The sequence below is a fragment of the Nostoc sp. DedQUE07 genome (assembly GCF_034530975.2).
Lineage (GTDB): Bacteria > Cyanobacteriota > Cyanobacteriia > Cyanobacteriales > Nostocaceae > Nostoc.
The window spans coordinates 15201-40851 of sequence record NZ_JAVRCC020000024.1 but is presented as its reverse complement, the minus strand read 5'-3'; the positions used below and the strand labels follow the sequence as shown (position 1 = coordinate 40851).

General features: G+C 42.1%; 24 protein-coding genes. 16 read left to right on the top strand and 8 right to left on the bottom strand.

Annotation, left to right across the window (positions count from 1 at the left end):
* Nucleotides 1-62: 62 nt before the first annotated feature.
* The gene (locus RMZ95_RS18820; RefSeq protein ID WP_322672170.1) at nt 63-692 is read right to left on the bottom strand and encodes a phosphoribosylanthranilate isomerase; all 630 of its coding nucleotides are present in this window, start codon (nt 690-692) and stop codon (nt 63-65) included.
* A 114-nt stretch (nt 693-806) separates the two neighbouring features.
* Here RMZ95_RS18820 and psaK point away from each other — a divergent pair, with 114 nt between their 5' ends.
* The 9 genes from psaK (at nt 807) to RMZ95_RS18775 (ending at nt 11968) form a co-directional block, all read left to right on the top strand.
* Nucleotides 807-1061 carry a photosystem I reaction center subunit PsaK gene (gene psaK / locus RMZ95_RS18815; protein WP_322672169.1) on the top strand — a complete coding sequence of 85 codons (255 nt, stop codon included), beginning with the start codon at nt 807-809 and terminating at the stop codon, nt 1059-1061.
* Between the two features lie 339 nt (nt 1062-1400).
* Nucleotides 1401-2597 (top strand): site-2 protease family protein, encoded by a 1197-nt coding sequence (locus RMZ95_RS18810; protein ID WP_322684504.1) that lies wholly within the window; start codon nt 1401-1403, stop codon nt 2595-2597.
* Between the two features lie 283 nt (nt 2598-2880).
* Entirely contained in the window at nt 2881-4251 is a 1371-nt protein-coding gene (gene der, locus RMZ95_RS18805; protein WP_322676536.1) for a ribosome biogenesis GTPase Der, read from the top strand.
* Between the two features lie 190 nt (nt 4252-4441).
* Nucleotides 4442-5359, top strand: a complete 918-nt coding sequence (locus RMZ95_RS18800) for an energy-coupling factor transporter transmembrane protein EcfT (protein ID WP_322684505.1) — start codon at nt 4442-4444, stop codon at nt 5357-5359.
* An 862-nt stretch (nt 5360-6221) separates the two neighbouring features.
* Entirely contained in the window at nt 6222-6500 is a 279-nt protein-coding gene (gene pipX / locus RMZ95_RS18795; RefSeq protein ID WP_069068710.1) for a transcriptional coactivator PipX, read from the top strand.
* Nucleotides 6497-7165 (top strand): YggS family pyridoxal phosphate-dependent enzyme, encoded by a 669-nt coding sequence (locus RMZ95_RS18790; protein WP_322684506.1) that lies wholly within the window; start codon nt 6497-6499, stop codon nt 7163-7165. Before pipX ends, RMZ95_RS18790 begins: the two co-directional genes overlap by 4 nt.
* A gap of 392 nt (nt 7166-7557) precedes the next feature.
* On the top strand, nt 7558-8163 hold the full coding sequence (locus tag RMZ95_RS18785) for a cell division protein SepF (RefSeq protein WP_322659462.1): 606 nt from the start codon (nt 7558-7560) through the stop codon (nt 8161-8163).
* Between the two features lie 169 nt (nt 8164-8332).
* The gene (proC, locus tag RMZ95_RS18780; RefSeq protein WP_322684507.1) at nt 8333-9151 is read left to right on the top strand and encodes a pyrroline-5-carboxylate reductase; all 819 of its coding nucleotides are present in this window, start codon (nt 8333-8335) and stop codon (nt 9149-9151) included.
* 141 nt (nt 9152-9292) lie between these two features.
* A complete protein-coding gene (locus RMZ95_RS18775; RefSeq protein WP_322672163.1) occupies nt 9293-11968 on the top strand; it encodes an RNA helicase in 2676 nt (891 codons plus the stop codon).
* A 242-nt stretch (nt 11969-12210) separates the two neighbouring features.
* On the opposite strand, the gene RMZ95_RS18770 is transcribed toward RMZ95_RS18775, so the two are convergent.
* A complete protein-coding gene (locus RMZ95_RS18770; RefSeq protein ID WP_322684508.1) occupies nt 12211-12591 on the bottom strand; it encodes a hypothetical protein in 381 nt (126 codons plus the stop codon).
* Nucleotides 12592-13221: 630 nt separating this feature from the next.
* Between RMZ95_RS18770 and RMZ95_RS18765 the strand changes: the two genes are divergently transcribed.
* The 4 genes from RMZ95_RS18765 (at nt 13222) to RMZ95_RS18750 (ending at nt 16630) form a co-directional block, all read left to right on the top strand.
* Nucleotides 13222-15216, top strand: coding sequence for a heavy metal translocating P-type ATPase (locus tag RMZ95_RS18765; protein WP_322684509.1), 1995 nt, complete (start codon nt 13222-13224; stop codon nt 15214-15216).
* 94 nt (nt 15217-15310) lie between these two features.
* Nucleotides 15311-15988 (top strand): hypothetical protein, encoded by a 678-nt coding sequence (locus RMZ95_RS18760; RefSeq protein ID WP_322684510.1) that lies wholly within the window; start codon nt 15311-15313, stop codon nt 15986-15988.
* A gap of 45 nt (nt 15989-16033) precedes the next feature.
* Nucleotides 16034-16360: an SMI1/KNR4 family protein gene (locus RMZ95_RS18755; protein ID WP_322672159.1), complete on the top strand. Its 327-nt coding sequence runs from the start codon at nt 16034-16036 to the stop codon at nt 16358-16360.
* A 117-nt stretch (nt 16361-16477) separates the two neighbouring features.
* On the top strand, nt 16478-16630 hold the full coding sequence (locus RMZ95_RS18750; protein WP_322672158.1) for a hypothetical protein: 153 nt from the start codon (nt 16478-16480) through the stop codon (nt 16628-16630).
* Between the two features lie 31 nt (nt 16631-16661).
* On the opposite strand, the gene RMZ95_RS18745 is transcribed toward RMZ95_RS18750, so the two are convergent.
* Nucleotides 16662-17192, bottom strand: a complete 531-nt coding sequence (locus tag RMZ95_RS18745) for a HEAT repeat domain-containing protein (RefSeq protein WP_322672157.1) — start codon at nt 17190-17192, stop codon at nt 16662-16664.
* Nucleotides 17193-17256: 64 nt separating this feature from the next.
* On the opposite strand from RMZ95_RS18745, the gene RMZ95_RS18740 reads away from it, so the two are divergent.
* Complete coding sequence (locus tag RMZ95_RS18740) at nt 17257-17388, top strand: hypothetical protein (RefSeq protein WP_322672156.1); 132 nt, start codon at nt 17257-17259, stop codon at nt 17386-17388.
* Nucleotides 17389-18023: 635 nt separating this feature from the next.
* Here the strand turns inward: RMZ95_RS18740 and RMZ95_RS18735 are convergent.
* Nucleotides 18024-19112, bottom strand: a complete 1089-nt coding sequence (locus RMZ95_RS18735; RefSeq protein ID WP_322684511.1) for an aromatic ring-hydroxylating dioxygenase subunit alpha — start codon at nt 19110-19112, stop codon at nt 18024-18026.
* A 321-nt stretch (nt 19113-19433) separates the two neighbouring features.
* Between RMZ95_RS18735 and RMZ95_RS18730 the strand changes: the two genes are divergently transcribed.
* On the top strand, nt 19434-19859 hold the full coding sequence (locus tag RMZ95_RS18730; RefSeq protein ID WP_322684512.1) for a heavy metal-responsive transcriptional regulator: 426 nt from the start codon (nt 19434-19436) through the stop codon (nt 19857-19859).
* A 6-nt stretch (nt 19860-19865) separates the two neighbouring features.
* Here RMZ95_RS18730 and RMZ95_RS18725 read toward each other — a convergent pair whose 3' ends face one another.
* The 3 genes from RMZ95_RS18725 to RMZ95_RS18715 form a co-directional block, all read right to left on the bottom strand.
* Nucleotides 19866-20090: a hypothetical protein gene (locus RMZ95_RS18725; RefSeq protein ID WP_322684513.1), complete on the bottom strand. Its 225-nt coding sequence runs from the start codon at nt 20088-20090 to the stop codon at nt 19866-19868.
* Nucleotides 20091-20112: 22 nt separating this feature from the next.
* Nucleotides 20113-22407, bottom strand: coding sequence for a heavy metal translocating P-type ATPase (locus RMZ95_RS18720; protein ID WP_322684514.1), 2295 nt, complete (start codon nt 22405-22407; stop codon nt 20113-20115).
* Between the two features lie 221 nt (nt 22408-22628).
* Nucleotides 22629-22823, bottom strand: a complete 195-nt coding sequence (locus RMZ95_RS18715) for a heavy-metal-associated domain-containing protein (RefSeq protein WP_322672151.1) — start codon at nt 22821-22823, stop codon at nt 22629-22631.
* 411 nt (nt 22824-23234) lie between these two features.
* Between RMZ95_RS18715 and RMZ95_RS18710 the strand changes: the two genes are divergently transcribed.
* The gene (locus tag RMZ95_RS18710) at nt 23235-24674 is read left to right on the top strand and encodes an RtcB family protein (RefSeq protein ID WP_322684515.1); all 1440 of its coding nucleotides are present in this window, start codon (nt 23235-23237) and stop codon (nt 24672-24674) included.
* Nucleotides 24675-24918: 244 nt separating this feature from the next.
* On the opposite strand, the gene RMZ95_RS18705 is transcribed toward RMZ95_RS18710, so the two are convergent.
* Nucleotides 24919-25224 (bottom strand): hypothetical protein, encoded by a 306-nt coding sequence (locus RMZ95_RS18705; RefSeq protein WP_322684516.1) that lies wholly within the window; start codon nt 25222-25224, stop codon nt 24919-24921.
* Between the last annotated feature and the right edge of the window lie 427 nt (nt 25225-25651).

Here is a 25651-nt window from a genome sequence, read left to right as displayed (position 1 = left end):
ACAGGTAACAGGTGACAGGGAATAATCTGTACCCTGTTACCTGTACCCTATTGCCTTCTTCACTACCTCCTCCCCAACTTCTCAAACAACTTGGCTACTTTATCTAAATCCTTATCTCCTGGTGTCCGTTCCACACCACTAGATAAATCAACGCCGCTAGGATTGACCTGATTTAGGGCTTGCACAATATTATCGGCTGTTAATCCTCCTGCTAAAAGCCAAGGACAACTAGGGCTAAATTGCTCTAGCATCGTCCAATCTAAAGTTTTGCCTGTACCACCTAGTTGTTGCGGATGGTAGGCGTCAAGTAGCAAAGTATCTACAAATTTGGTGTAATCAGCCGTTGTGTCAAGATGCTCAAGACTACGAATTCTCAGTGCTTTAATAATTTCGACATTGGGTAAAGCTTGACGTAATTGGTAGCAAAAATTTGTTGATTCATCTCCGTGCAACTGCACACCAGTCAATCCAGAATCAGCAACTATCTGACTGATTTCAGGGATACTAGCGTTGGCAAAAACCCCAATTGTGTCAATATTTGCTGGGAGTTCTGCCACTGCTGCCCGAATTTGGGATTTAGTCACGTAACGAGGTGAGTTTGGCACACAAATAAATCCTAGTGCCGTTGCGCCTAGAGAGGCGATCGCTATAGACTGCTGTGGTTGAGTGATGCCGCAAATCTTAACGCGCATAAAAAATTTAACAACAAATTTAAAATAATATCAAGAAAGTCTAAACTATCCGAAAAACTTTTGTGCCTTGGTAATTTTATAATCTTGTAGGTCTATATTTTAGGAGACAAAAGCTTGATTTCATCTATTTTACTAGCAGCAGCTGAAACTGTTCCCGCAACACCCGCGTGGAATCCCACAGTAGGAATCATCATCAGCATCAGTAGCTTAGTAATAGTTTTACTAAGTACTAGGATTGAAAAACCCTTAGTTGGCCCCAAGTTCCCTATCCTGCCGATTAGTATTCCAACATTCGTTGCAGCGATGGCTTTTGGTCATATTATCGGCGTTGGCATTGTTTTAGGATTGACTAACATCGGTCGTCTATAGTTTTGTGATGACAGAGGTGTTACTTGTAACCTCGCTATCGATGCAAAACTCCTAAAAATGATTTTGGGCAGGGGGAGTAGGGGGTGAAGAAGGGAATAGGTTACAGGGTAAAGAGTATAGATTATTCCCTGTCACCTGTTACCTCTCACCTTTACCTTAACCTCATGCCCAATTCCCAATTCCAGAGTTTTGCTCACAGGCATTAATTGTCTATTCTAGAAATAAGAGCATTTCGTCACTTGTTACTACCGAATCGATACTCAATATAGATGTGTATAGGAACAAAGGAAGTATTTCGGTATAAAAAGTACTGGCGATATCTAGTTTTAGGGCAATGTAATGCAAACAAATTGGAGAATTGGGTCATTATTTGGAATTCCCCTGTTTTTAGACCCGTTATGGTTTGTGATTTTAGGGTTGGCAACCCTGAATTTTGGGGTAGCTTACCAGGAATGGGGGCCTGTTATAGCTTGGAGTGCTGGAATAGTTATGGCACTGCTGCTATTTGGTTCGGTGCTATTGCATGAGTTGGGTCATAGCTTGGTAGCCCGATCGCAAGGTATTAGAGTTAATTCAATTACCCTATTTATGTTTGGCGGGATTGCTGCCATTGAAGAAGAATCTAAAACTCCTTTTAAAGCCTTTCAAGTAGCGATCGCTGGGCCTTTGGTAAGTATCATTCTATTTTTCCTGCTCCGTCTGGCAGCTTTGGCGATACCTGATACTAATCCCCTCAGTGTCATGGTCGGAGATTTGGCAAGAATTAACTTAGTGGTGGCTCTATTTAACTTGATTCCCGGCTTACCTCTAGATGGAGGGCAAGTATTAAAAGCAGCACTATGGCAAATCACAGGTAATCGTTTTCAAGCCGTACACTTGGCTGCAAAATCTGGGCAAATATTGGGTTATGCTGCGATCGCTTTCGGATTTGTTGTAGATTTCGTCACCAGAGAGTTAGTAGTTGGTTTGTGGATTGCGCTGTTAGGTTGGTTTGCTGTCCGCAATGCTAACACCTATGACAACATGACTACATTGCAAGAAAGCTTACTCAAAGTGGTAGCAGCCGATGCGATGACCCGTGACTTTCGCGTAATTGATGCTGACCAGACATTGCGTTCCTTTGCCGATTTATACCTCTTAGAAACCACTCCCTCACAGGTTTATTTTGCCGCTTCTGATGGACGTTATCGGGGTCTAGTTTCCATTGACGATTTCCGTTTAACCCAAAGGAGTGAATGGGAAACCGAAACCTTACACAGCATAGTGCGTCCGCTGACAGAAATACCTACCGTCACAGAATCAACAGCGATCGCTGAGGTAATTAACAAGCTAGAAAATGAGCAGTTACCGAGAATTACCGTCCTGTCTCCGGCTGGTGCTGTAGCTGGTGTAATCGATCGGGGAGATATTGTGCGATCGCTGGTAGAAAAGTTAAATTTGCAGATAACCGATGCTGAAATTAAGCGCATCAAGGAAGAAGGTAGCTATCCACCAGGGTTGCAACTGGGAGTAATCGCGAAATCAACTACAAATTAAACGTCATACCCTCGTCATAGGTTTGCAATAGATACGTCAAAAGCGTGTGTGATATTTAATTTGGTATTTGGTTACAAAATGCTTTTTTTGGGTAAAAGGTAGGAAAATTTCCTACCTTTTTTATTTTTCAAAGTATGGTATTACCAAACAGCCCACACTTCGGCTGCGCTCAGTGACCGTCGTAGACATCGCCTCAGATGATGGGAAATTATTAAAACTTCAAGTTTAAAGCGAGTAAAATGTAAGTACGTGATATACTACGTCTCTCACTTACCCTGGTTTTATGGCACTGCCAATTGTTGCAATTATCGGACGTCCAAATGTGGGCAAATCCACCCTGGTTAATCGACTCGCCGGGGAACAAACGGCGATTGTCCATGATGAACCGGGAGTGACACGCGATCGCACTTATCTACCAGCTTTCTGGAATGGTCGCGAATTTTTAGTGGTAGACACCGGTGGTTTAGTTTTTAATGATGATACCGAATTTTTACCACTGATTCGCCAACAGGCAATGACAGCCCTTGCAGAAGCGTGTGGCGCTATTTTTGTCGTCGATGGTCAAACAGGCCCCACATCGGCAGATTTAGAAATCGCCGAATGGATGCGCCAACAACCCGTACCTGTGCTACTAGCTGTAAATAAATGTGAATCCCCAGAACAAGGCTTAATGCAAGCTGCCGAATTTTGGGAATTGGGATTGGGCGAACCTTACCCCATCTCCGCGATTCATGGCAGTGGCACAGGAGAATTACTCGACGAGTTAGTTAATCACATCCCTGCTATTGAAGACATTCCAGAAACGAATGAAATCAAAGTAGCAATTGTGGGACGGCCGAATGTGGGCAAATCGAGCTTACTCAATGCTTTTGTCGGGCAAGAAAGGGCAATTGTCAGCCCTATTTCCGGCACAACCCGCGATGCTATTGATACCGTCATTGAACGAGCCGGACAAACCTACCGCTTGATTGATACCGCCGGCATTCGCAAAAAGAAACACATCGAATACGGCACAGAATTCTTTAGTATTAACCGGGCTTTCAAAGCGATTCGCCGCGCTGACGTGGTTTTATTAGTAATAGATGCTTTAGATGGAGTCACCGAGCAAGACCAAAAATTAGCTGGGCGGATTATCGAAGATGGTCGAGCTTGCATCATCGTCGTTAATAAGTGGGATGCTGTCGAAAAAGACTCTTACACAATCTACGACTACGAAAAAACTCTGCAATCGCGGTTACATTTTACCGAATGGGCAGAAACAATTTTTGTAAGTGCCTTGTCAGGGCAACGGGTAGAAAAGATTTTGGAATTGGTGAAAACGGCGGCTGAATCACACAAACGCCGTGTCAGCACATCAGTAATTAACGAAGTCTTAACCGATGCCGTGAGTTGGCATTCACCGCCGGCATCCCGTGGTGGGCGTCAAGGGAAGATTTATTATGGTACACAAGTAAGTAGCCAACCACCAACGATCGCTCTATTTGTCAACGACTCGAAACGCTTCAACGACAACTACCGCCGCTACATTGAACGCCAATTCCGGCAACAGCTAGGATTTAAAGGCACGCCAATTATTTTGCTGTGGCGGAGCAAGAAAGTCCGTGATGCCGAAAGTGGTAATGTTAATAGAGCAACTCGCGTCAAAATAAGTTAGGAGTTATAAGTTAGGAAGGAGTTAAAAGTTAGGAGTTAAGAGTTAAGAGTTATGAGTTAAAGTCAAAATTGCTAACTATAGAACCCTATCGACTTGAGTTTGATAACGGCAGAAGGTGAAAGTTATGAGTTAAAGTCAAAACTCCTAACTCCTCACTCCTAACTACTCACTCTTAACTCCTAACTCTAAAATGGATTTATTGCGATCGCTGCCACTTGGACTTTATTTAGAACAACCCCAAACTTGGCTGCATAAAATCGATCCGCGAGTCAAGTTCGCCTGGTTGATGAGCTTTTTGACAAGCTATGTTTTAGCCAACAACTTTTGGCGGGTGCTGCTGGTGGTAATTTTGATTATTGCCACCTTGATTGCCAGAATTCCTCGACGCGTATGGCAGCAGCAAATGGGTTGGCTATTAATGCTATCGTTTTTTGTGCTAGCGATCGCAGCCATTAGTCCTGATGGATTGGGTGTAGATTATCAGTCACGCCTGCCAGCTAACGAACAAATATTAACCCAGCAAGCATTCTCTAATAATATTCAAGAGCCACCAGCCGAGAAAAAAGCATACAGCTACGTGCTATTTCATAAAGGCCCGGTTAAAGTAACTCGCTACTCATTGAGTTTGGCAGTACGCCTGAGTACACTTATATTTACCGTCATTTACAGCACTAACCTCTATCTGCTGACAACCGCACCAGAAGAAATCACATCTGGTATAGAAAGCTTAATGCAACCCTTGCGACGCTTCAAGTTGCCTGTCACAGAAATCGCTTTAACTTTAACCTTGTCCTTGCGCTTCATTCCCTTGGTTTTAGAAGAAGTGCAAAACTTATTTCGCTCCGTGATGACAAGGGCAATTAATTGGAAAAAGCTGGGATTAAAAGGAGCATTCAAGGTTTGGATGACAGTCGCAGAGAGACTTTTGGAAAATCTGCTCTTACGAGCCGACCAAATGGCAAATGCCATGATGGTGCGGGGTTTTACCAGTCCCAACGAGCATCGAGTCCAGTGGCACGATTTACGATTAAAAGGGCGTGACTGGTTGGCGATCGCAACTTTAATCTTATTCTGGGGAATACGGCTAGCTATCGGAACTCAGGCGTAATTTTGCACCGAAAAAATGGTAAGAGGTAATACAGCAGAATTCAGAATTCAGGAGTCAGAAGTAAAACATTAAATTGCCGTCTCTACCAAAGATTAATTATTGTAGAGACTGCGATTCATCGCGTCTCTTGCCTTAACCGAACACTATTGAGCTATAAGTAACAATATGGTAGGGTAATTTAAATAGCTACCCAGCCATAAAATTGATCCCCTACCATTTCCTGTAGATTTTAGCTATTAACCAGCCTTCCGCGAACACTACAAACTAATCTTAAGATTTTCGATCGAGTACCCTTATAAATCTCTGCACAATGCTCAGGCACAAATTGCACCACTGAAAATACTGGATAATCAATAGACCTTTTGCATAAATGATAGTTTTCTTCCAGTACCCAGTACCCAATCCCCATTACCCCTTATCCCCAGAGGGAACCCCACCTTCCCCAATTTTGTGCCATTGGGCAACAGTTGTGGCAGTATGGAAAGAAGTTGAAAAATTCGCCGTTGCCGTTGGGAACTTCAAAGGGTGTTTTTCCTTCTCACGTCGAACTTTCAACCAGAGGAGCGGCAATGTTTTGTGCCTTGTCCCCACAGATTGCTAAATTGAAGTCACCAAAGCAGATGGTGATATTTGTCAAACAGCCTCTACTCTTTGAATCTACGCTTCGCGGCTTCTGTTGTACCATTGCGCTTCACTACCACTAGCTTCATCTGCCCATTAGGAACTAGATCGAGGTCTTCGTAACCGCAGCTTCGCATTTTAACCAAATATTCTGACGAATGTTGGTATTATCGTCTGAATGTTTGGAATTCACTGCGAAAAGATATATATACTTCCACCTTGACTACACCTTGACTCTTAAATGAATCCAGAAAACGCAGAAACTTACATAAACCATCCAACTTGGGGTTTACTCTACAAAATCTGTATGGTTGATGAGAACCAGGATTTGTTCACCACACTTTATGCCCAGCGCTTATTTTTTTTGGTGGCAAATGACGTTAAAGGTGTTAAATTCCAGTCTCTAGGACGTACTGAGGCAAGAATGATGTTGGAAAATCGCTTACGTACCCTGCGGCGCAGTGGGCATTCTCAGGAGTACGATCAGCTTCAGAGTGTTTTCCAGCGCACCTTCCAATGAACAGTTCGATTTCCGAACGTATTGTTACTATTCGCTCCTCACTGCCAACTTCAGTCAAATTGATTGCTGTTAGCAAGCAAGTTTCTGTCCAGGCCATTCGCTCTGCATACAACGCCGGAATTCGTGATTTCGGGGAAAGTCGTATCCAAGAAGCTGCCAGCAAACAAGCCGAGTTGCAAGACTTACCGGATATTACCTGGCACTTTATTGGACATTTGCAAAGCAATAAAGCCAAAAAAGCCATTGAGCATTTCCCTTGGATTCACTCCGTGGATAATTTGAAGCTGGCACAGCGCTTAGACCAATTGGCGCAACAGCTAGGAGTGAGTCCCCAGGTTTGCTTACAAGTGAAAATTCTCCCCGATCCCAACAAGTCTGGTTGGAGTGTGCCAGAACTTTTGGCTGATTTACCCACACTCAATCAATACAAAAATTTACAAATTCAAGGTTTGATGACAATTCCGCCTTCAGGATTAAATGATTCTGAAATTCTCAGTGTGTTTAATCGCAATCGTCAGCTAGCCAAAGAAATCCAGGAGCAAAACTGGTCGCATATTAAAATGCAGCACCTATCTATGGGTATGTCAGGCGACTACGAACTAGCAGTGCAAGCAGGCGCAACGATGGTACGATTAGGAACCATATTGTTTGGCGATCGCTCTTAGCCGATTAATCATCAGCCTTACTCTTCAGTATTAATAGAAATTAATAGAAGCTAAGGATTTGATGACAAGAATTTTGTAACAGACTGGTGCAATCGGAAACAAAGGATATAGTATTGACAAGAGCAATAGCCAAGAGAAAATGGGGTATAAAGAAGTTTCCTTCGGATAAACCTTAGGATATAATCTTGACTCATTATTGTGTTTGGGCGATGCACAGACCTTTCCAATAAGTGTCAGTTCATCGCCAAAACTCGTAATATAGGCTACAACTAGCAATAAAGTTGCTGAAGTATCCATTGATGTAGCGTATACCGCCGTAGGCATCGCTCTTAACTCAATCAATCCTCAGCCAAGTCAATGCAGGCAATTCGCATCAGGAGAGTACACGCACCATGAACAACATATTTTCCAAACTCAGAGACTTTGTGGGTCTAAATGAGCAAGTAGAATACGAGTATTACGAAGAAGAACCAGAAACAGATAATAATAATTACCAAAATCTGTATCAGCAAGAAAATCCCCAGCCAGCACCACAAGAGAGTCCAGCCGCTCAAAATCGACGCTGGCGGGAACCAGTGCCTACAATGGGAGATGATATGACAGCAGGTTCAAAGCCAATGGGGAATGTGATTGGTATGCCAGGAGCAATTAACGGAATTTCGGAAGTTTTAGTACTCGAACCACGCACCTTTGAAGAAATGCCCCAGGCAATTCAAGCGTTGCGCGAACGCAAGTCAGTGGTATTAAATCTGACAATCATGGACCCAGATCAAGCTCAACGAGCAGTAGATTTTGTTGCAGGTGGTACTTACGCACTAGATGGACATCAAGAGCGCATCGGTGAGAGCATCTTTTTGTTTACACCAAGTTGTGTCCAAGTTAGCACCCAAGGTGGCGTTCTTCATGAAGTACCACAACCACCAGTACGTCCCTCTCGTCCGACAACAGGTACTCCAAATCAAACCTGGGGCAACGAAACTAACCGGATGGCACAATAAAGTTAAATTAGTATTTAGTCCTTTGTCCTTTGTCATTTGTCCTGGGTTTTGCTCATGGTGACAAATGACAAACGACTAATGACTAATGACCAATGACCCTTACGGGTTCGCCAGTCACTCATGGGGGAAACCCCCAAGACCGCGCTGGCTCACTAATGACTAATGACTAATGACTATAAAATTTGGCTTAATTGGTGGTGGGGTAATGGGAGAAGCGCTCTTATCCCGCCTGATCGCGCGTGGAATTTATCAATCATCAGAAGTCATAGTTAGCGAACCACTATCTTCACGCCTAGATTTTTTAAAGCAGCAATACGGTGTTGCTGTAACGACAGATAATAGCCAGGTTTTCACTGAAGCAAAAGAAGTTCTATTTTTGGCAGTAAAACCGCAGGTGTTTAGCGCGATCGCTCAAGAATTAGCAGATATTGATATTCTTAATAGAGAACATACACCTCTAATCATTTCTATTTTGGCGGGTGTGCCCTTAAGTCAGCTAGAAGCTGCATTTGTGCAATTGCCAGTGATTAGAGCAATGCCCAACACCCCGGCAACAGTGGGAGCAGGAGTTACTGCGATTTGTTTAGGTGCATATACTAATGCCAAGCATTACCAAATAGCACAGCAAGTTTTTGCTGCTGTCGGTGAAGTCGTGGAAATTTCAGAAGGGCTGATGGATGCAGTTACAGGGCTATCTGGTAGCGGCCCCGCTTACGTAGCGCTCATGGTAGAAGCACTTGCAGATGGCGGAGTAGCCGCAGGTTTACCCAGAGCAATTGCCAATCAACTAGCCTTGCAAACCGTACTAGGAACAGCGAAACTGTTGCAGGAAACCAAAATACACCCAGCAGAACTCAAAGATCGTGTTACCAGTCCCGGCGGTACAACCATTGCGGGGATTGCCAAGCTAGAACAGGCAGGATTTCGTTCAGCTTTAATTGAAGCAGTCAAAGCTGCCACAGAGCGATCGCAAGAACTGGGAAAATAAATAAGAGTCATTTGTCATTAGTCATTGGTCATTAGTTTTAGACAAAAGACAAAGGACAAAGGACAAATGACAAATGACCACTAACGAAGTTGACAAAAGACTCGTTAGTATAGTAAACAATCTGGTTGCAAATGTGATTGAGTGAATTATCCTGCACCGTCTCCAGAACTTGACTTAGGGTTTATATTTCCCTTTGAACTGGATCAGTTTCAAAAAGAAGCGATCGCGTCCCTGAACGCTGGGCGCTCCGTAGTTGTATGTGCGCCCACAGGTTCGGGCAAAACATTAGTCGGGGAATACGCCATTTATCGCGCCCTAGCGCGAGGAAAGCGCGTATTTTATACTACTCCCCTGAAGGCGCTATCGAATCAAAAATTACGTGACTTTCGAGAAAAATTCGGGTTCGATCGAGTCGGACTGTTAACTGGAGATGCTTCTATTAACAGAGATGCACCGATTTTGGTGATGACCACAGAAATTTTCCGCAATATGCTCTATGGCACACCCATTGGGCAAATCGGCATCTCATTAGTAGACGTTGAAGCGGTGATACTTGATGAGTGCCACTACATGAACGATCGCCAGCGCGGTACAGTTTGGGAAGAATCAATCATCTATTGTCCCCGTGAAGTGCAACTGGCAGCCCTCTCAGCAACGGTTGCCAATAGCGATCAACTCACCGATTGGCTAAACCGCGTTCACGGGCCAACTGACCTGATTTACTCCGATTTTCGCCCAGTCCCCTTAGAATTTCACTTTTGCAATCCTAAAGGGTTATTTCCCCTGCTGAATGATAGTAAAACCAAAATTAACCCTCGACTTCAGAAGAAAAAGGGGAAAGGGGGAGAAAGGGATAGGGGCAGAAATGGCAGACCAGAGGCTCCTGGTATAATTTATACCTTGAGCCAGTTAGAACAACGGGATATGCTCCCAGCCATTTACTTTATCTTCAGCCGCCGGGGATGTGATAAAGCGGTGGCGGAAGTGGGTGATTTATGGCTGGTAAATAATGAAGAGTCTCAGATTTTGCGGCAACAGATTGATGACTTTTTAGCCCGCAATCCCGAAGCTGGACGTTCTGGACAAATTGCCCCCCTGTATCGGGGAATTGCTGCCCACCACGCTGGGATTTTACCTGCTTGGAAAGCACTGGTAGAAGAACTATTTCAGCAAGGGCTGATTAAAGTAGTATTCGCCACTGAGACACTAGCAGCGGGAATTAATATGCCCGCCCGAACAACGGTAATTTCTACCCTTTCCAAACGGACTGACACCGGACACCGCCTGTTGAACGCTTCTGAATTTTTGCAAATGGCGGGACGAGCAGGCCGCCGGGGGATGGATAAACAAGGTCATGTGGTGACAGTTCAAACTCCCTTTGAAGGAGCCAAAGAAGCCGCGTATTTGGGAACATCCAAGCCAGACCCTTTAGTAAGCCAGTTTACGCCCAGTTATGGCATGGTACTCAACTTGCTGCAAACCCATACCCTAGAGCAAACCAGGGAACTAATAGAGCGCAGTTTTGGGCAGTACATGGCGACCTTGCATTTACGGCCGGAATACGATGAGATTGCCGAATTGCAAAGCCAATTAGCTCAACTTCATGAGCAAATCGCCGCAGTTAATGAAAATGAACTGGCTGTTTATGAAAAATTGCGGCAACGCCTGAAGGTGGAACGCCAGATATTGAAAACCTTGCAAGAACAAGCACAGGAAAACCGCCAAGAAGAATTGGTGATGATGTTGGGCTTTGCAGTGTCAGGAACTCTGTTGAGTCTCAAGGGCAAAAATATCATGGTGTCTTCCCCGGTAACGGCAGTTTTAGTGGGAAAATCACCTGGTTCTGGTCAAGCTCCTTACTTGGTATGCTTGGGGCACGATAACCGCTGGTATGTGGCAACTACAGGGGATGTAGTCGATTTGTATGCCGAACTACCGCGAATTGAAGTGCCGCCTGATGTATTACCACCACCAGAGATGCCTTTGAAGCCAGGACAATCGCGCCGTGGTAACGAAGAAAGCTTTGCGATCGCCGTGCGTATTCCCAATCCGATAGAATCTTTGCATGTAGCACCAGAAGTAGCAGAACAACTCAGTAAAGTTACCGCTGTTCAAGAGCAATTAGAAGCTCATCCCCTACATCAATCAGGCAATGCGGCAACGCTTTTCAAACGTCGGGCCCGTTATGTCGAACTAGAAGCCGAACTCGAACAGTTGCAAGGGCATGTAGAACAACAGTCACAACGTCATTGGGAAGAATTTCTCAATTTAATCGCCATTCTGCAACATTTTGACGCTTTGGATAACTTAGTCCCCACACAACTAGGGCAAATTGCCGCCGCCATTCGAGGGGAAAATGAATTGTGGCTGGGTTTAGTATTCGCTAGTGGTGAATTGGACAACTTAGACCCGCATCATTTAGCAGCAGCAGCAGCAGCTTTGGTGATGGAAACGCCCCGTCCAGATAGCAAGGTTAACTTCGATCTAAGTAATGAAGTGACAGAAGCCTTGAAAAAATTGCGGGGAATTCGCCACCAAATGTTCCAACGACAACGGCGGTATAACGTAGCGCTGCCGATATGGTTGGAATTTGAGTTGATTGCTATAGTCGAACAATGGGCCCTGGGAATGGAGTGGACTGAACTCTGCGAGAACACTACCTTGGATGAAGGCGATGTAGTGAGAATTTTACGCCGGACTTTGGATTTATTGTCGCAGATACCCCACATTCCCCATTTGCAAGACTCTTTCTTGCGCAATGCCTATCGGGCGATGCAGTTGATTGATAGATTCCCTGTGAATGAGGTGGTTGAATAAATAGGACGCTCTGGCAGACACAGGTATTTAATAATTTCTGTGCGTCTTTTTCTCTCAGTACTTATGCAAAAATAGTTGCTGTTAGGGCAATTTATGAATTGCCCCAGCAATGAACTTACATGTTATCAAATAATAGTAGTGGTACTTAGTTAAAAATGCTTTTTTGGTTTCGTATATTTTTTATGCGTGATTAATCGCGTGTATCTAACAAAAGTTATAGTCGCTATCAGCGCTATTCAATCTTAGTACACCAAGTTTCCAGTACCCTGCAACTGACGCAAAGAATTTATACATAATGGACAGTCGCAACCAAATACTCTAATTGCAGCGTCGCTTTCCTCTTCAGTAAAGTTCAACATCGCAACATTCCGATCTGATACTGATGTGACAATAGTTGAGGAACTTTTAGAGGTATACGGACGTTTTCTCTCTGAATCTCGAATGCACACAAAATCTTGTCCACCATGTGGGTTAGTGATACAGGTACGACCGTCTTGTGTGTGCAGTAATCGCTGTGTAATGCTACCACTAGCATGGGCAGGATGAAATGCCACCAGCGTAGACATCATCGACACAAAAATTGAAGAACTGGAAAGCAAATTCAGAAGAATTTTTTTGTTCATAGATTTCCTTGAGAAAATTGTCTATTAGATTAGGGTATTCGATTAACTTTCAAACTTCAAGTGAATTTTCCCTGAGAATAGCTAGATAGACACTTGTTACCCAAGAAAGTTCCATCTCTACACCAGTTCGCTCGGAAATTATTTACGACATTATAATTCAACAATCAAACAGGCTTGATATCTAGCTTTTAGACGTAACCTTATGCAATTGAGCAAATTTCAATCCGCTGTATATTCCCAAGACGGTTATTATTTGCTTGATATAAGTATAAAAGCTTAATCAAATTAGAGCTAGTAATTAGCCCCTCTAGCCCTTTAAATTTTTATACAGAGCAATAAATTGTTCGCTACGAACAAAATTTATATTTTAGATAATTCTATATAATTGAAAGCCGCCATAGCTATTTTTACAAGATTAAAAATCTTAATTTTAATCATCAAGATAGGTTAAGACAAGAGACAGTGATTTATTGCATCTTTAGCTATCTATAATTTTCATCAAAAAATTTTAACCAACCGGATTGAGATAGATTCTCGTTCTTAAAATACCAACTTGTAAAAAATTCTTTTTTTCATTACATTTAAAAAAAGGCTCATATCTCAATTAATTTACTAGCCTACATAGAAAAAATGAAGCAGAAAGTACATTTGGAATCTTCAGATTGTTGCAGCTGTGAACATGACCATCACGAGAATCATAACCATGTTCATCATCACAATCATAATGAGAATCATCACCATGACCACAATCACGAACACGGAGGAGAATTCAATCTGAAAAATGAGATATTGCCTTTGGTAGCAATTTTAAGTTTATATGCGCCTGGTGTGATTTTTGAAAATCAATTACACAATACATTCTACTCAGTAGGAGAATATCTACTTTTCATTCCTGCTTATTTATTAAGTGGATGGAGTGTTTTAAAAACTGCTGGACGCAATATAGTCAGAGGTAGAGTATTTGATGAAACCTTTTTAATGACGGTAGCAACATTAGGAGCGATCGCAATTCATAAATTACCCGAAGCTGTCGGGGTAATGTTATTTTACAAAATTGGAGAATTGTTACAAGATATTGCCGTCAGCCGCTCTCGTAATTCGATCAAATCATTATTGGAAATTCGCCCAGACTATGCGAATATCCAAATAGAAGGAGAACTGAAGAAAGTATCGCCAGAAACAGTAAATATTGGAGATATTATTGTTGTAAAGCCGGGAGAAAAGATTCCTTTAGATGGCGAAATTATAGATGGTAATTCGCAAGTTGATACATCTGCATTAACTGGAGAATCTGTACCGCGAACGGTAAGAATTGGAGAAACAGTTTTTGCTGGGACGATTAACAAAATAGGTGCGCTCGTCATTAGAGTCACAAAACTATTTGATGAATCTTCTATTGCCAAAATTTTAGATTTGGTGCAAAATGCCAAAAGTAAAAAAGCAGCAACAGAAAAGTTTATTACTAAATTTGCCCAATATTATACACCAATAGTAGTTTTTACATCGCTAGCAGTTGCAATATTGCCTCCTTTATTCATTTCGGGTGCAACTTCTTCCGAATGGGTTTATCGTGCCCTGATTTTACTAGTTATCTCCTGTCCGTGTGGACTCGTTATCAGTATTCCATTAGGTTACTTTGGAGGTGTGGGAGGTGCAGCTAGACGTGGGATTTTGGTAAAAGGCTCTACTTTTTTAGATACTTTAAATGCAGTTAAGACAGTTGTTTTTGATAAAACTGGGACATTAACGAAAGGAGTATTCAAAGTAGTAGAAATAGTACCATTAAATGGCTGGAATGAACAAGAACTGCTGCTATTAGCTGCCAAAGTAGAATCGCACTCAAATCATCCCATTGCTCAATCTATCTGCAAGGCTTATGGTGGAAAAATTGATGAATTTGAGATCGGAGATTATGAAGAGATAGCAGGCTATGGAATTAGAGCCAAAATTGAAAATAGGGTAGTGATAGCGGGAAGCGATCGGCTATTGCATAGAGAGAAGATTTCTCACGATAATTGCCAGTTAGAGGGAACAGTTGTTCACCTAGCAGTGGATAATATTTACGCTGGCTATATTGTCATTGCTGATGAACTCAAAGAAGATGCAAAACTTGCTATTCAAGCACTCAAGCGAATGGGTGTAGAAAGAACAGTAATGTTAACAGGAGATAATCAAGCGATCGCTTCTTGCATTGCTCAACAGATCGGTATAGATACCTACGAAGCAGAGTTATTACCTGAAGAAAAAGTTAATGCCATTGAGAAGTTACTCAGCACCGCCGGTAAGCATGGTAAAGTTGCCTTTGTTGGGGATGGAATTAATGATGCCCCAGTGATTGCTAGAGCAGATGTTGGTATGGCAATGGGTGGATTAGGCTCAGATGCAGCGATAGAAACTGCAGATATTGTGATCGTGACAGATGCACCATCGAAAGTGGCAGAAGCAATCCAAATCGCCAGAAAAACAAGGCAAATTGTTTGGCAAAATATTGGGTTTGCGTTAGCAATTAAAGGTGTATTTATTGGATTGGGTATTTTCGGGATAGCGACAATGTGGGAAGCTGTATTTGCTGATGTCGGAGTAGCAATGCTGGCAATTTTAAACGCAACTAGAGCGATGAAATAAAATTTTGGGAAAATTGGGAATCTGTAACTGGGAAATTGTAGTAGTTAAACTATGAGTACTTCTCACTCATATTTTACTAACCAAAATAAAACCCATGAATTCATCAATCAAAGGCATTGCTACAGCTACTTTAGCTTTACTGCTAAACTATTCAGCAAACCCAGCCTTTGCACTACCCCAGAAAATCAATCACCTAATTACTGTTGCTAAATCGCAACCCTTACAAGATACCTTAATTGTTCCTGGGGAAAGAGTTGGCCCGATAACACGCAAAACCACCAAGCAGGATTTAGTCAAACTGTTTGGTGCATCCCATCTCGTTGATAAAACTATCTCTGGTGCTGAAGGAATCGGTAGTTTTGCAGCTACTCAGGTAAATCTAAATCAGGGGCGATCGCTGCTAGTGGTTTGGAGTGATAATACTCGTACCAAACCTCTAGATGTGCGTAATCTAGGTTCAGCTTGGAAAACCCGCGAAGGTATTGGAGTGGGAACCTCGTTGAGCGAGTTACGTAAAAAATTAGGTAATTTTAAACTTTATGGATTGGGTTGGGATTACGGCGGCACGATTTTGTTAGATAGTAGTAAATTATCCCGTTATCAAGGCAAAATCATTTTCCGAGTAGACGCTGCTCCCAATGCTTCTGAAAAGTTTCTCAATGACTACCAAGCAGTGTCAGGGGATGGTACTTTTTCCTCCAGCAATCCACACTGGAAACCTTTGGGAATTAGGCTAGCAGAAATTATCGTTGTATTGAATTCAAGTGAATAATAGTATGTTAAACATCAGTTTAGCTATCTTAAAATATTACAAAGAATGAAAAAAACTCACTGGGAAAACCGTATTAGAGAATGGAGCCAAAAGCGAATAGAAATATTTCTTGAAGATAATTATGAAGAAGATTTATCCCCAGAAGTTCGCAAATCTGGCTACTTAGGTTATCTTGGTGCAACTGAGGAGGAAATAGTTGCTACCGAAGCTCGTTTAAATGTAACTTTTCCACCTTCTTACCGAGAGTTTTTGAAAGCTTCTAATGGGTTGCGTCCTATATCAGAATATGGTCTAGAATTTTGTGGAACTGAAGATATTGTATGGTATGCTCCTGACCATCAAGATTTTGTAGATGAATTAATCGAAACTTGATCTGAATCACCATTAACAGATGAAGAGTATTTTGTTTATGGCGATGAGCAATATGATGTCATATCCCGACCAGAGTATCTACAAACAGCATTGGAAATAAGCAGTGAAGATATGGGTATGATATTTTTACTAAATCCTCAGATCGTTGCAATAGATGGTGAATGGGAAGCTTGGTTTTGTAGCTTTTCAACTGCTTCATTTGGCGCACAGCGTTATCGCTCATTCGGTGAAATGATGGAGCAAATATTAAACGACCCAGAATTTCTTTGATAGATTGAGATATTCAATAAATTTGAATATCTCAATAATCGTAAAATGGTAAATAATTAAAATTACAGATAGAAGTTTGGCGAACATAATCATAAGAACTATTGTGTATTAAATAAATCAAAGTTTGAATTGCATCCTGGTTCCCTTTACCGATGTACCCCAAGGTATAAGCAATGGCTTCGCGAGTTACTTCATCAGAGGTGTTACGTGCTAGGTTAGCCAGAGTCGTAATTGCCTGTTCGTTACAAACAGCAATTTTCGCTAGGTTCTGTGCTATTACCCTACAGGTAGGTGGCTGAACAGTACTGAGTTGCTTAATTAGTGTTTGAATAACATCATTGTTATCAGTACCAATTTTGCCTAAGCTTTGAATTCCTACCCAGCGCGTAGGTTCATCTTGTGTGGTACATACTAGGTCAATTAACGCATTAATTACATCTGCATTACCAGCACCCAAAAACCCCAAACGTTCAGCAACCTGTTTGAGAACTGAGTTATCCTGACTTGTGTGTAGTTGTTGAATTAAAAAATTAATATTGTCTTGGTCTTGCTGGTTGCTCATTGGTTTTCATAAAAATTACCTTGTAACCAATATCCTAAATCTGTGTAAATAATGGCATTTTACAGTGCGATCGCAACAAAAACTAGACGCACTTCAGGCAGAGTTTGACATCCGCAGCGAGAAGTTAAGGCAGATGAAGAAAGCTTTGGCTATTGAGGCTGCTACGGCAGTCAAGTTTCAATTAGAGGATGTCTGAGAAGTATTAAACATTACGCCCGATCCCCCCTAGCCCCCCTTAAAAAGGGGGGAATTTATCTCAAAGTCCCCCTTTTTAAGGGGGATTTAGGGGGATCTACAAGTCTAAAATACAACACTAAAAAGTTTTCAGACATCCTCTTAGAACAGCAACTTCTTGATGAAGAAGCGAAACTAGCATATCTCAACGATGAACTTGATAAACTTGAGTCTGCATTACAATCATGAGATTTATGTAAATATACAGTTATTTAGTACATAAAAATCAGGATTTACTCACCTAGAAACAAGGAAAATAGAGATATTCAGTTAATTGGTGTTTGTTTATACTATTTCATTTTTTTGTAGTCGTTATACTCATAACTTAGGTTCTACCTGGGAATTAGGAAGTGGCTTATGCCACTTCTTTTTATTTATCTAGTAATCCAGTAAAAAAGTAACTTTGTTAAACTTTTAATTTTTATTAATCGTTAGATCATTTTGGAAAACATTTGCTAGACATCCATTGGTCGAGGCGTACATCTATACGCCTCTACAAACGATTCATTTCTTGAAAAGATTGTTGACAATAGTTATAATGCGTGCATTTAATTGGCCAAGCAGTCTGACGAACTTTTGGTCATAATAAACATGGTGTTAGTCATTACTCATTGTATCTTCCCATCTCTCACGTTTGGGCTTGCTTTCCACATCGCGCGATCGCGCTTCTTGCCAAGTCCCCCACATTAGGGATTGCTGTTTTTCAACATGGTTAATAAACTGCATAATTGAGTAATCTGCTTTGATGGGAGTTTTCAAATCAAACTGAATTGTTTGAAGAATCTTGATGTCACCCATGAGAAAGTACTTAGCTGCAATCTTAGTCAGCCATAGCACAACTCGATTGCATAACCAACCAAAAACTCCTTTACGTTTTTTAGTCATCAACAGAACTTGACCTTCAGTTTTTCCGCCTTCGTGGAGGCGAACTGCAACCATCATGTGGACATGAAAGAAATCAGGGCCAAGTGTCACAATGCCAATGCTACCGTACCAATAGCAAATACTGTAAGTTATGACATTTTTGTAGAAAAGACGGATGAGCTTAATCAAAAAGAAATTGTCTTTGATGGGTGTAGTATTACTGAAGATAATCGCATTCTCGTTTAGTTCGTGTCTTTCAAAAATAATTTCTAGTGGCAATTGGTGAACTGTATTGAGGTGTTGAGCATCAATCGCATTAATCATCACCACATTGGGATGACAGTTCATTACGAAGTGGGAATGGATGGCGACATCACACTCTTTTTGCTCTAACTCTGGAACAAAAGGTAGAGGTTGCTGTGGTATTTCTCCAGTCCAAACCCAAATCATCCCGTATTTTTCAGCAGTGGGCCAAGTTTGTAACTTTAGGGAAGGTGGTACATCTAAACACGGAATATCAGTACACATTCCTTCAGCATCAAACTTCCAGTGGTGGAAAAAACAACGTAGTGCATTACCCTCAACTTTGCCTTCAGCAAGGTGAGCGCCCATGTGTGGACAGTAGGCATCTAAGGTAACTACTATTTTATCTTTACCACGGTAAATTACTAATTCTCTACCCAAAATCGTGACAGGTTTTACTTCACCCACCCGCAGATTTTGAGAGGGTATTACCCAATACCATCCCTCAATAAAACGCTCTGGATTATTGAAAATTTTAGGTTTACGGATTGAGCTAAAAGTCTGCGAGTTGAGATTCATTTTTATGGTTTCACTTGAAGTGAAGCAGTTAATCTAGAAGTAACATGGCAACTCCAAAAAAACAGTTACTTTCAGTACCATGAGAAACAGCTACCCATTAACAATTCAAAATTCAAAATTCAAAATTCAAAATTAAAGACATTTCAGATATGGATTTAAACCCTGACTAGAATTGGTGCTATATGTAGATGTAGGGGTCTTAAGCCTTTTAATTTACGATAAAAAGTTCTAATACTGGTGATAATATTTCGCTTACCTCTCAAACCACTTGATGTTTAGCAAAATATGTAATAATATTTACAAGCCTTGGGAAAATCTACCATGTTAACTCAAGATAAAAAACTGCTTTTAATTGGTCAGGTAACAGATTTAACTGGAATACCCATCAGAACAATTCGTTATTACGAGAGTTTAGGTTTAATCAATTCATTAAGACGAACCGAGGGAGGCTTTCGCCAGTTTTCATTGGACGTGCTAACTCGTCTAGCATTCATTAAAAGGGCACAAAATCTTGGTCTTAGCCTAGAAGAGATTGGAAATATTCTTCAAGTTTATGACCAAGGGCAAACTCCCTGTGGTGAAATCAAAGAAAAGCTTGAAGATAAAGTCTTGCAGATCGATCGCCAAATCGATCAGCTGTTTACTTTGCGCTCTGAAATTAAGGGATTACTTTCAGGCTGGAAGAATATCAGCAACCATCATGAGAAGACAATTTGTCCGATTATTCAAAACACCTCTCAGGACTGACACTAATCAGGAATCAGGACTTTTATAGAGAAGAAACCACCACAACTCTAGTCCAATCAAGGCTAAACCTGCGATCGCAACACCAACTTTCAAGCCCAAAGGTTGCTCAATACGATGAAATTGGCTATTTTGCTCTGACGAGTGGGCTGGCATTTCTGCTAATGTTACACCTGATGTTCCAGTGAAAAGCACTAAAGCTATCAGGCTTCCCCAAAGCGTTTTTTTGAACATTTCCTAAATTACCCTACAATTATCAGATAGTTTTTGGTTGAAAGTTACGCAATCTGAGGGCATTGCTAACAACAGACAGCGAAGAAAGAGCCATCGCAGCGCCAGCGATAATTGGATTGAGTAACCAACCAAAGATGGGAAACAAAATTCCCGCCGCAATAGGAATACCAATGACGTTGTAAATAAAGGCAAAGAATAGATTTTGCCTAATGTTGTTGATGGTGGCGCGACTAAGTTGAATAGCCGTGACAATTCCTTGCAAATCGCCAGAAATTAGAGTGATATCGCTAGCTGCGATCGCTACATCTGTTCCCGTCCCAATAGCAATTCCCACATCAGCTTGTGCTAGCGCTGGCGCATCATTTATCCCATCACCTACCATTGCGACAATTTTAGATTTTGGATTTTGGATTTTGGATTTGGGAAATTTCTTTATCTCCCCTTGCAAAGATTGGATAATCGCTGCCTTTTGATCTGGACGCACTTCGGCAAAGATTCGCTGGATGCCAACTTGTCTTGCGATCGCTTCAGCAGTTTTACGATTATCTCCAGTAAGCATTACTACTTCTAAACCTAATTTCTGTAAAGCTTTCACTACTGCTGTTGATGAAGGTTTTAGGGCATCGGCAATACCCATTATTCCTTGTAGTTCGCCATCCACAGCAATCAAAATGACTGTTTTACCAGCAGCTTCCCAGGCATCTTTATACTGTTGGAGACTCATAGTGTTAATTCCAAGTTCGGTTAACCAACGTTGTGTACCAATTTGCACAAGCTGATTTGAAATAACTGCTTGGACACCACTACCTGCATTAGCCTGAAAGTTGTTTGCCTCTATTAAACTCACTTCTTGAGACTGGGCGTATTTCACAACCGCTTCAGCTAAAGGATGCTCAGAATTGCGTTCTACCGTTGCTGCTAACTGTAAAAGCTTGATTTCATTACCATTAGCTGTGCCGTTGACTGTTACAAAGTCTGTAACTGTCGGTTTACCCTGAGTCAAAGTGCCGGTTTTATCTAAAACGATGGTTTGAATTTTGTGTGCTAGTTCTAAACTGTCAGCACCTTTAATCAAAATGCCATTTTCCGCACCTTTCCCCGTCCCCACCATTACAGAAGTGGGGGTAGCTAAACCCAAAGCACAAGGACAGGCGATAATTAGTACACCCACCGTTGTCATTGTTGCTAGGGTAAGGTTGCCAGTGAAATTAAACCAAATGATGAAAGTGGCGATCGCGATCGCAATCACAGCTGGTACAAACCATCCTGTCACCCGATCTGCCAAGCGCTGAATTGGTGCTTTAGAACCTTGTGCTTGTTGTACTAATTTGACAATTTGAGCCAAAAACGTATCATTTCCGACTCGTGTCACCCGAAACTGAAATGCACCCGCACCGTTAATCGTTGCCCCAATTACCTCATCTCCTGGCTGCTTTTTGACTGGCAAACTTTCACCCGTCACCATCGCTTCATCTACTGTCGAAGCGCCTGTAATCACTTCGCCATCTACTGGAATCTTTTCACCAGGACGCACCAAAATTACATCGTTGATTCTGACTTCGGCGATGGGAAGATCAATTTCTCTACCATCGCGAATGACTCTGGCATCTCTAGCTTGCAGTCCAATGAGTTTGCGGATGGCTTCAGAAGTTTGTCCCCTAGCGCGATTTTCCAGCAACCGCCCCAACAAAATTAAGGTAATGACAATGGCGGCTACTTCGTAATAAATATGAGGTATTAAGCCCTGAGCAATAAAAAATTTCGGGAAAACAGTGACAAACAAAGAATATAAATATGCTGCGCTTGTGCCCAAAGCAATCAGCGTGTCCATCGTCGCTGTATGGCGCTTGAGGGATTTCCAGCCATTGCGGTAAAAAGATCCACCACACCAGAACACGACGGGTGTTGTCAGCAGTAATTGTATCCAAGGATTTTGCAGGAAACTTGGAATCAAGGGTAAATTTAGCCCAGTCATCATGGGCAACGACCCCAAAAATAGGAAAATGCTGATTACACCTCCCACCACTACTTTGAGGGAGAGTTGGCGTTGTAATGCTTGCCTACTCGCAATCTCGGCATCATCTTCTTCAGTGAGCAATTCTTCCTGGAGTGAGTAGGAAGAGTATCCAGCAGCAGCGATCGCACCTTGGATTTTCTCTAAATTGGCTAGAGAGCGATCGTATTTGATGGTAGCTTGCTCGGCTCCAAAATTAACGTTGCAGTCAATTACCCCAGAAACAGAGCGAATTGCCTTTTCGATATTGTTGGCGCAAGCGGCGCAACTCATGCCTCGAAGTTTGAGTGTGAGAGTATCCATAACTAGATGAACCCCTGTAATTGGTGTGAGAGGAGCGTGAAGAAGGCAGGAGGCAGGAATATTATCTGTTGCTCTCAACTCCATCTAATTGCAAGCCACCAAATCATAAATTTTGATTAGGGACTTAACGCGGCAGGAGGCTCCAGAGAATTATTCCTTCTGCCTCCTGTCTGGTTGTTGAGCGTAGTCGAAACACCACCTCGTGCCTTTCTTGCTAAAAATTAAGCAACTGGATAACCCGCAGCAGCTAACGCTTCCTTAATTGCTGTTTCTGATGCTTGAGTTTCAACATTGACAAGCTTGGTTGTTGGATCGGCCTGAACGCTAGCATTGGCATCGACTGCCTGAAGTGTTTTGGTGATGGTGCTTGCACAAGCAGAACAAGCCATGTTGGGAACTGTAAGTTGGAGAGTCATAGATTTACGGGATAATATGAACAACTTAGCCGGATCGGGCTGGAGACGTATCTCTCACACATTAGAAATAACTGGAAAGAGAGTCGCCTTGAATTTATCCTAGACTCTCTAGCCGGCTGGAGAGTCTAGAGATTTTTAAAAGTTTTTCGCCAAACTTCAAATTTCTTTACAACTTTGGTTGATTGAGTAACCGTTGCCCATGAAAAATACAACGTACTACAAAACCCTTGTCATTTGATGAAACTGTGTGTTATTAAGGCTATATAACCACGTTAGTCAGAATTAACTTGTTGTTTTGCCCACAGTTCTGGAAAAATGACCTTCTGTACTAATTGAGACGCGGCTGCTAAACCAAGTCTTCTCCTCTCTTCACAACAAGAGGTCTTTTTTAAGACCTTATTTGGAGTTTTCATGCAGCCAAAAAATCTTAAACGTCTCCTGCGTGCTTTAGAGCGGCAAGGTTTAGATGTAACTTATAACAATCGCACTTATTCAGTTCGTTTAGTTAATTCTCCTGATGCTCCTGTAGCAGAAGTGTTGCTGCCAGAAGACTTCCCCGTAGAAGCTAAGGCATTGAAGCAGTTAGCAAATTTAGCAAGCGTCCGTCACCCGTCAGGTGGATGCGTTTGTCGTGCCTGTGCTACGCCTGACTTTCACCCAGGTGATGCGGGTGTTGCCATTGGTTCAGTCGTAGAAACGGTGGGTCAAGTCATTCCTGGTGCTGTCGGTTCTGACATCAATTGTGGGATGCGCCTGCATGTTGTTGATTTGACAATCGACGAATTCCTGGCAAAGCGCGACCAATTCGTAGAACGGATGAAGGGGGATTACTTCTTCGGTACGCGTGATGTGACAATGACTGCTCAAGCAATGCGATCGCTATTTCAGTACGGAGTTCCTGGTTGGCTGGATGCCATGCTAGACGAGCCTACGGGGAGTGTAATCAAATCTGATTTACAACAACTTGCCCAAGAGAGCGAACGCATTTTCTTAGATGGTTCAATGGATGGTGACTGGAAACTAGCGCCTGAAGAATTGGTTCCCGATGCTGGACTAGTACGCGATGGCGGACTGGCAACCATTGGCGGCGGCAATCATTTTGTCGAAGTGCAACGGGTTGATAAAGTTGAAAATCGCCCACTTGCCCACGCCTGGGGAGTGCGCGAGGGACAGCTAGCTTTTATGATTCACTCTGGTTCTCGAAACGTGGGTAAGTATATTGGGGGAATGTGGCGAGATAAAGCTAAGGCGACTTGGCAAAAAGGTCTAAAGTACCCTGATTCTCAGATTTTTCCTCTCTCTACTTCTTCTCACCCGGAACTAGTTGCCAGTTACCTACAAGCTGAGGCAACTGCTGCTAACTATGGCTTTATCAATCGCCTGCTGTTAGCGGAATTGCTACGTCTGCGTTTGCGGGAAGTATACAAAGATGTGGAAGCACCTTTAGTTTATGACTTGCCCCATAACATCACTTTACCAGAAGGTCAGGGATGGGTAACACGCAAGGGCGCTTGTCCTGCCCATATAGGACAACCAGTGATTATCCCTGGTTCGATGGGTGCTTATTCTTATCTGATGGTGGGTAGAGGGAATCCAGCATTTTGTAATTCGGCCTCACATGGGGCGGGAAGAATTCGTTCTCGGTTCGACCTCAGTCGCAAAGGTGCATCTCAAAGTCAGGCAGAACTGGGATTAACCGGAGTAGACTGCATCACCTTGCGTGAAGAACGCCGAATTGAGGAAGCACCTGCTGCCTACAAACCGATTCAGTCTGTGATTGATGTGCAAGTTGAGGCAGAAATGGTAAACGTTGTGGCGCGATTGAGTCCGGTGTTGACGTTTAAGGGGTAGCTGCCAAATAAAAAGCCCCTGGTAAACACCAGGGGTATCCATCTTTATTCCCTCATTTAGAATCGCATCTGTGAAGCTATAGTAAATCCGTATTGATGCGATAATTGCATATTAATGATGATTATTTTGCAATTAGCGAGTTAGATCGGAATTTACTCAGTGGCATGGATGAGAGCGATGTCTACGACGGTCACTGAGCGCAGCCGAAGTGCGGGTTGCGCCTACGCTTTTTTGCAATCACCATTCAAAACATGGGATTGTGTTCATTATCCCAACACTTGCGATCGCTCCAATTTCTGCCAGTATGTTCGCATTCAGATGCATTATCTATCCAAGGAATCGATGTAGAGTGATACGAGTTTCCAATGGAAGCGAATAAGCTAGCACTGAATAAGGGTAATAATAAAGATAAAATTATTAATGTACCAATTGGTAGAGTGATTAAATATGCAGTCAGCAGTAAAATGTTGCTATGAGTCAAAATAAATGTACCTATTTTCTTGTTTTTTTGACGAGTTTTTAAGCTGGTTTTTGAATTCGAGAAATGCATAATGCAACCCTATTAATACCAGTTTATATAACAATCAAATTTGATTTTTAAAAGCCAAGCTAACTCAGAGCAAGCGCGATCGGGTTTTGCTCTCAGTATATTTAGCAAAAATCAAATATGATTCTTATATAAGTATGGATTTTTACGTAAAAATATTATTCAGGCTATACACTCTGATGTCAAAGGTACAAGTGACGACTTCTTAGAACCTTTAATTTTTCAGGGCTAAAAAAGGTTTTTAATGAAAAAAGATTGAAGTTGTGGCGATCGCTCTTGCGTAAATTCTGGCAAATTCCACTCACATCCTGTTTAACCGATACAGCAAAAATACTGCCATAATGCTGGATACTTGTATACAGCAGCTTTCAAGTTGGTGAAGTACACAAACTAAGTCTATTACCCAGACAGAAAGAGTGTTTTACTTCTA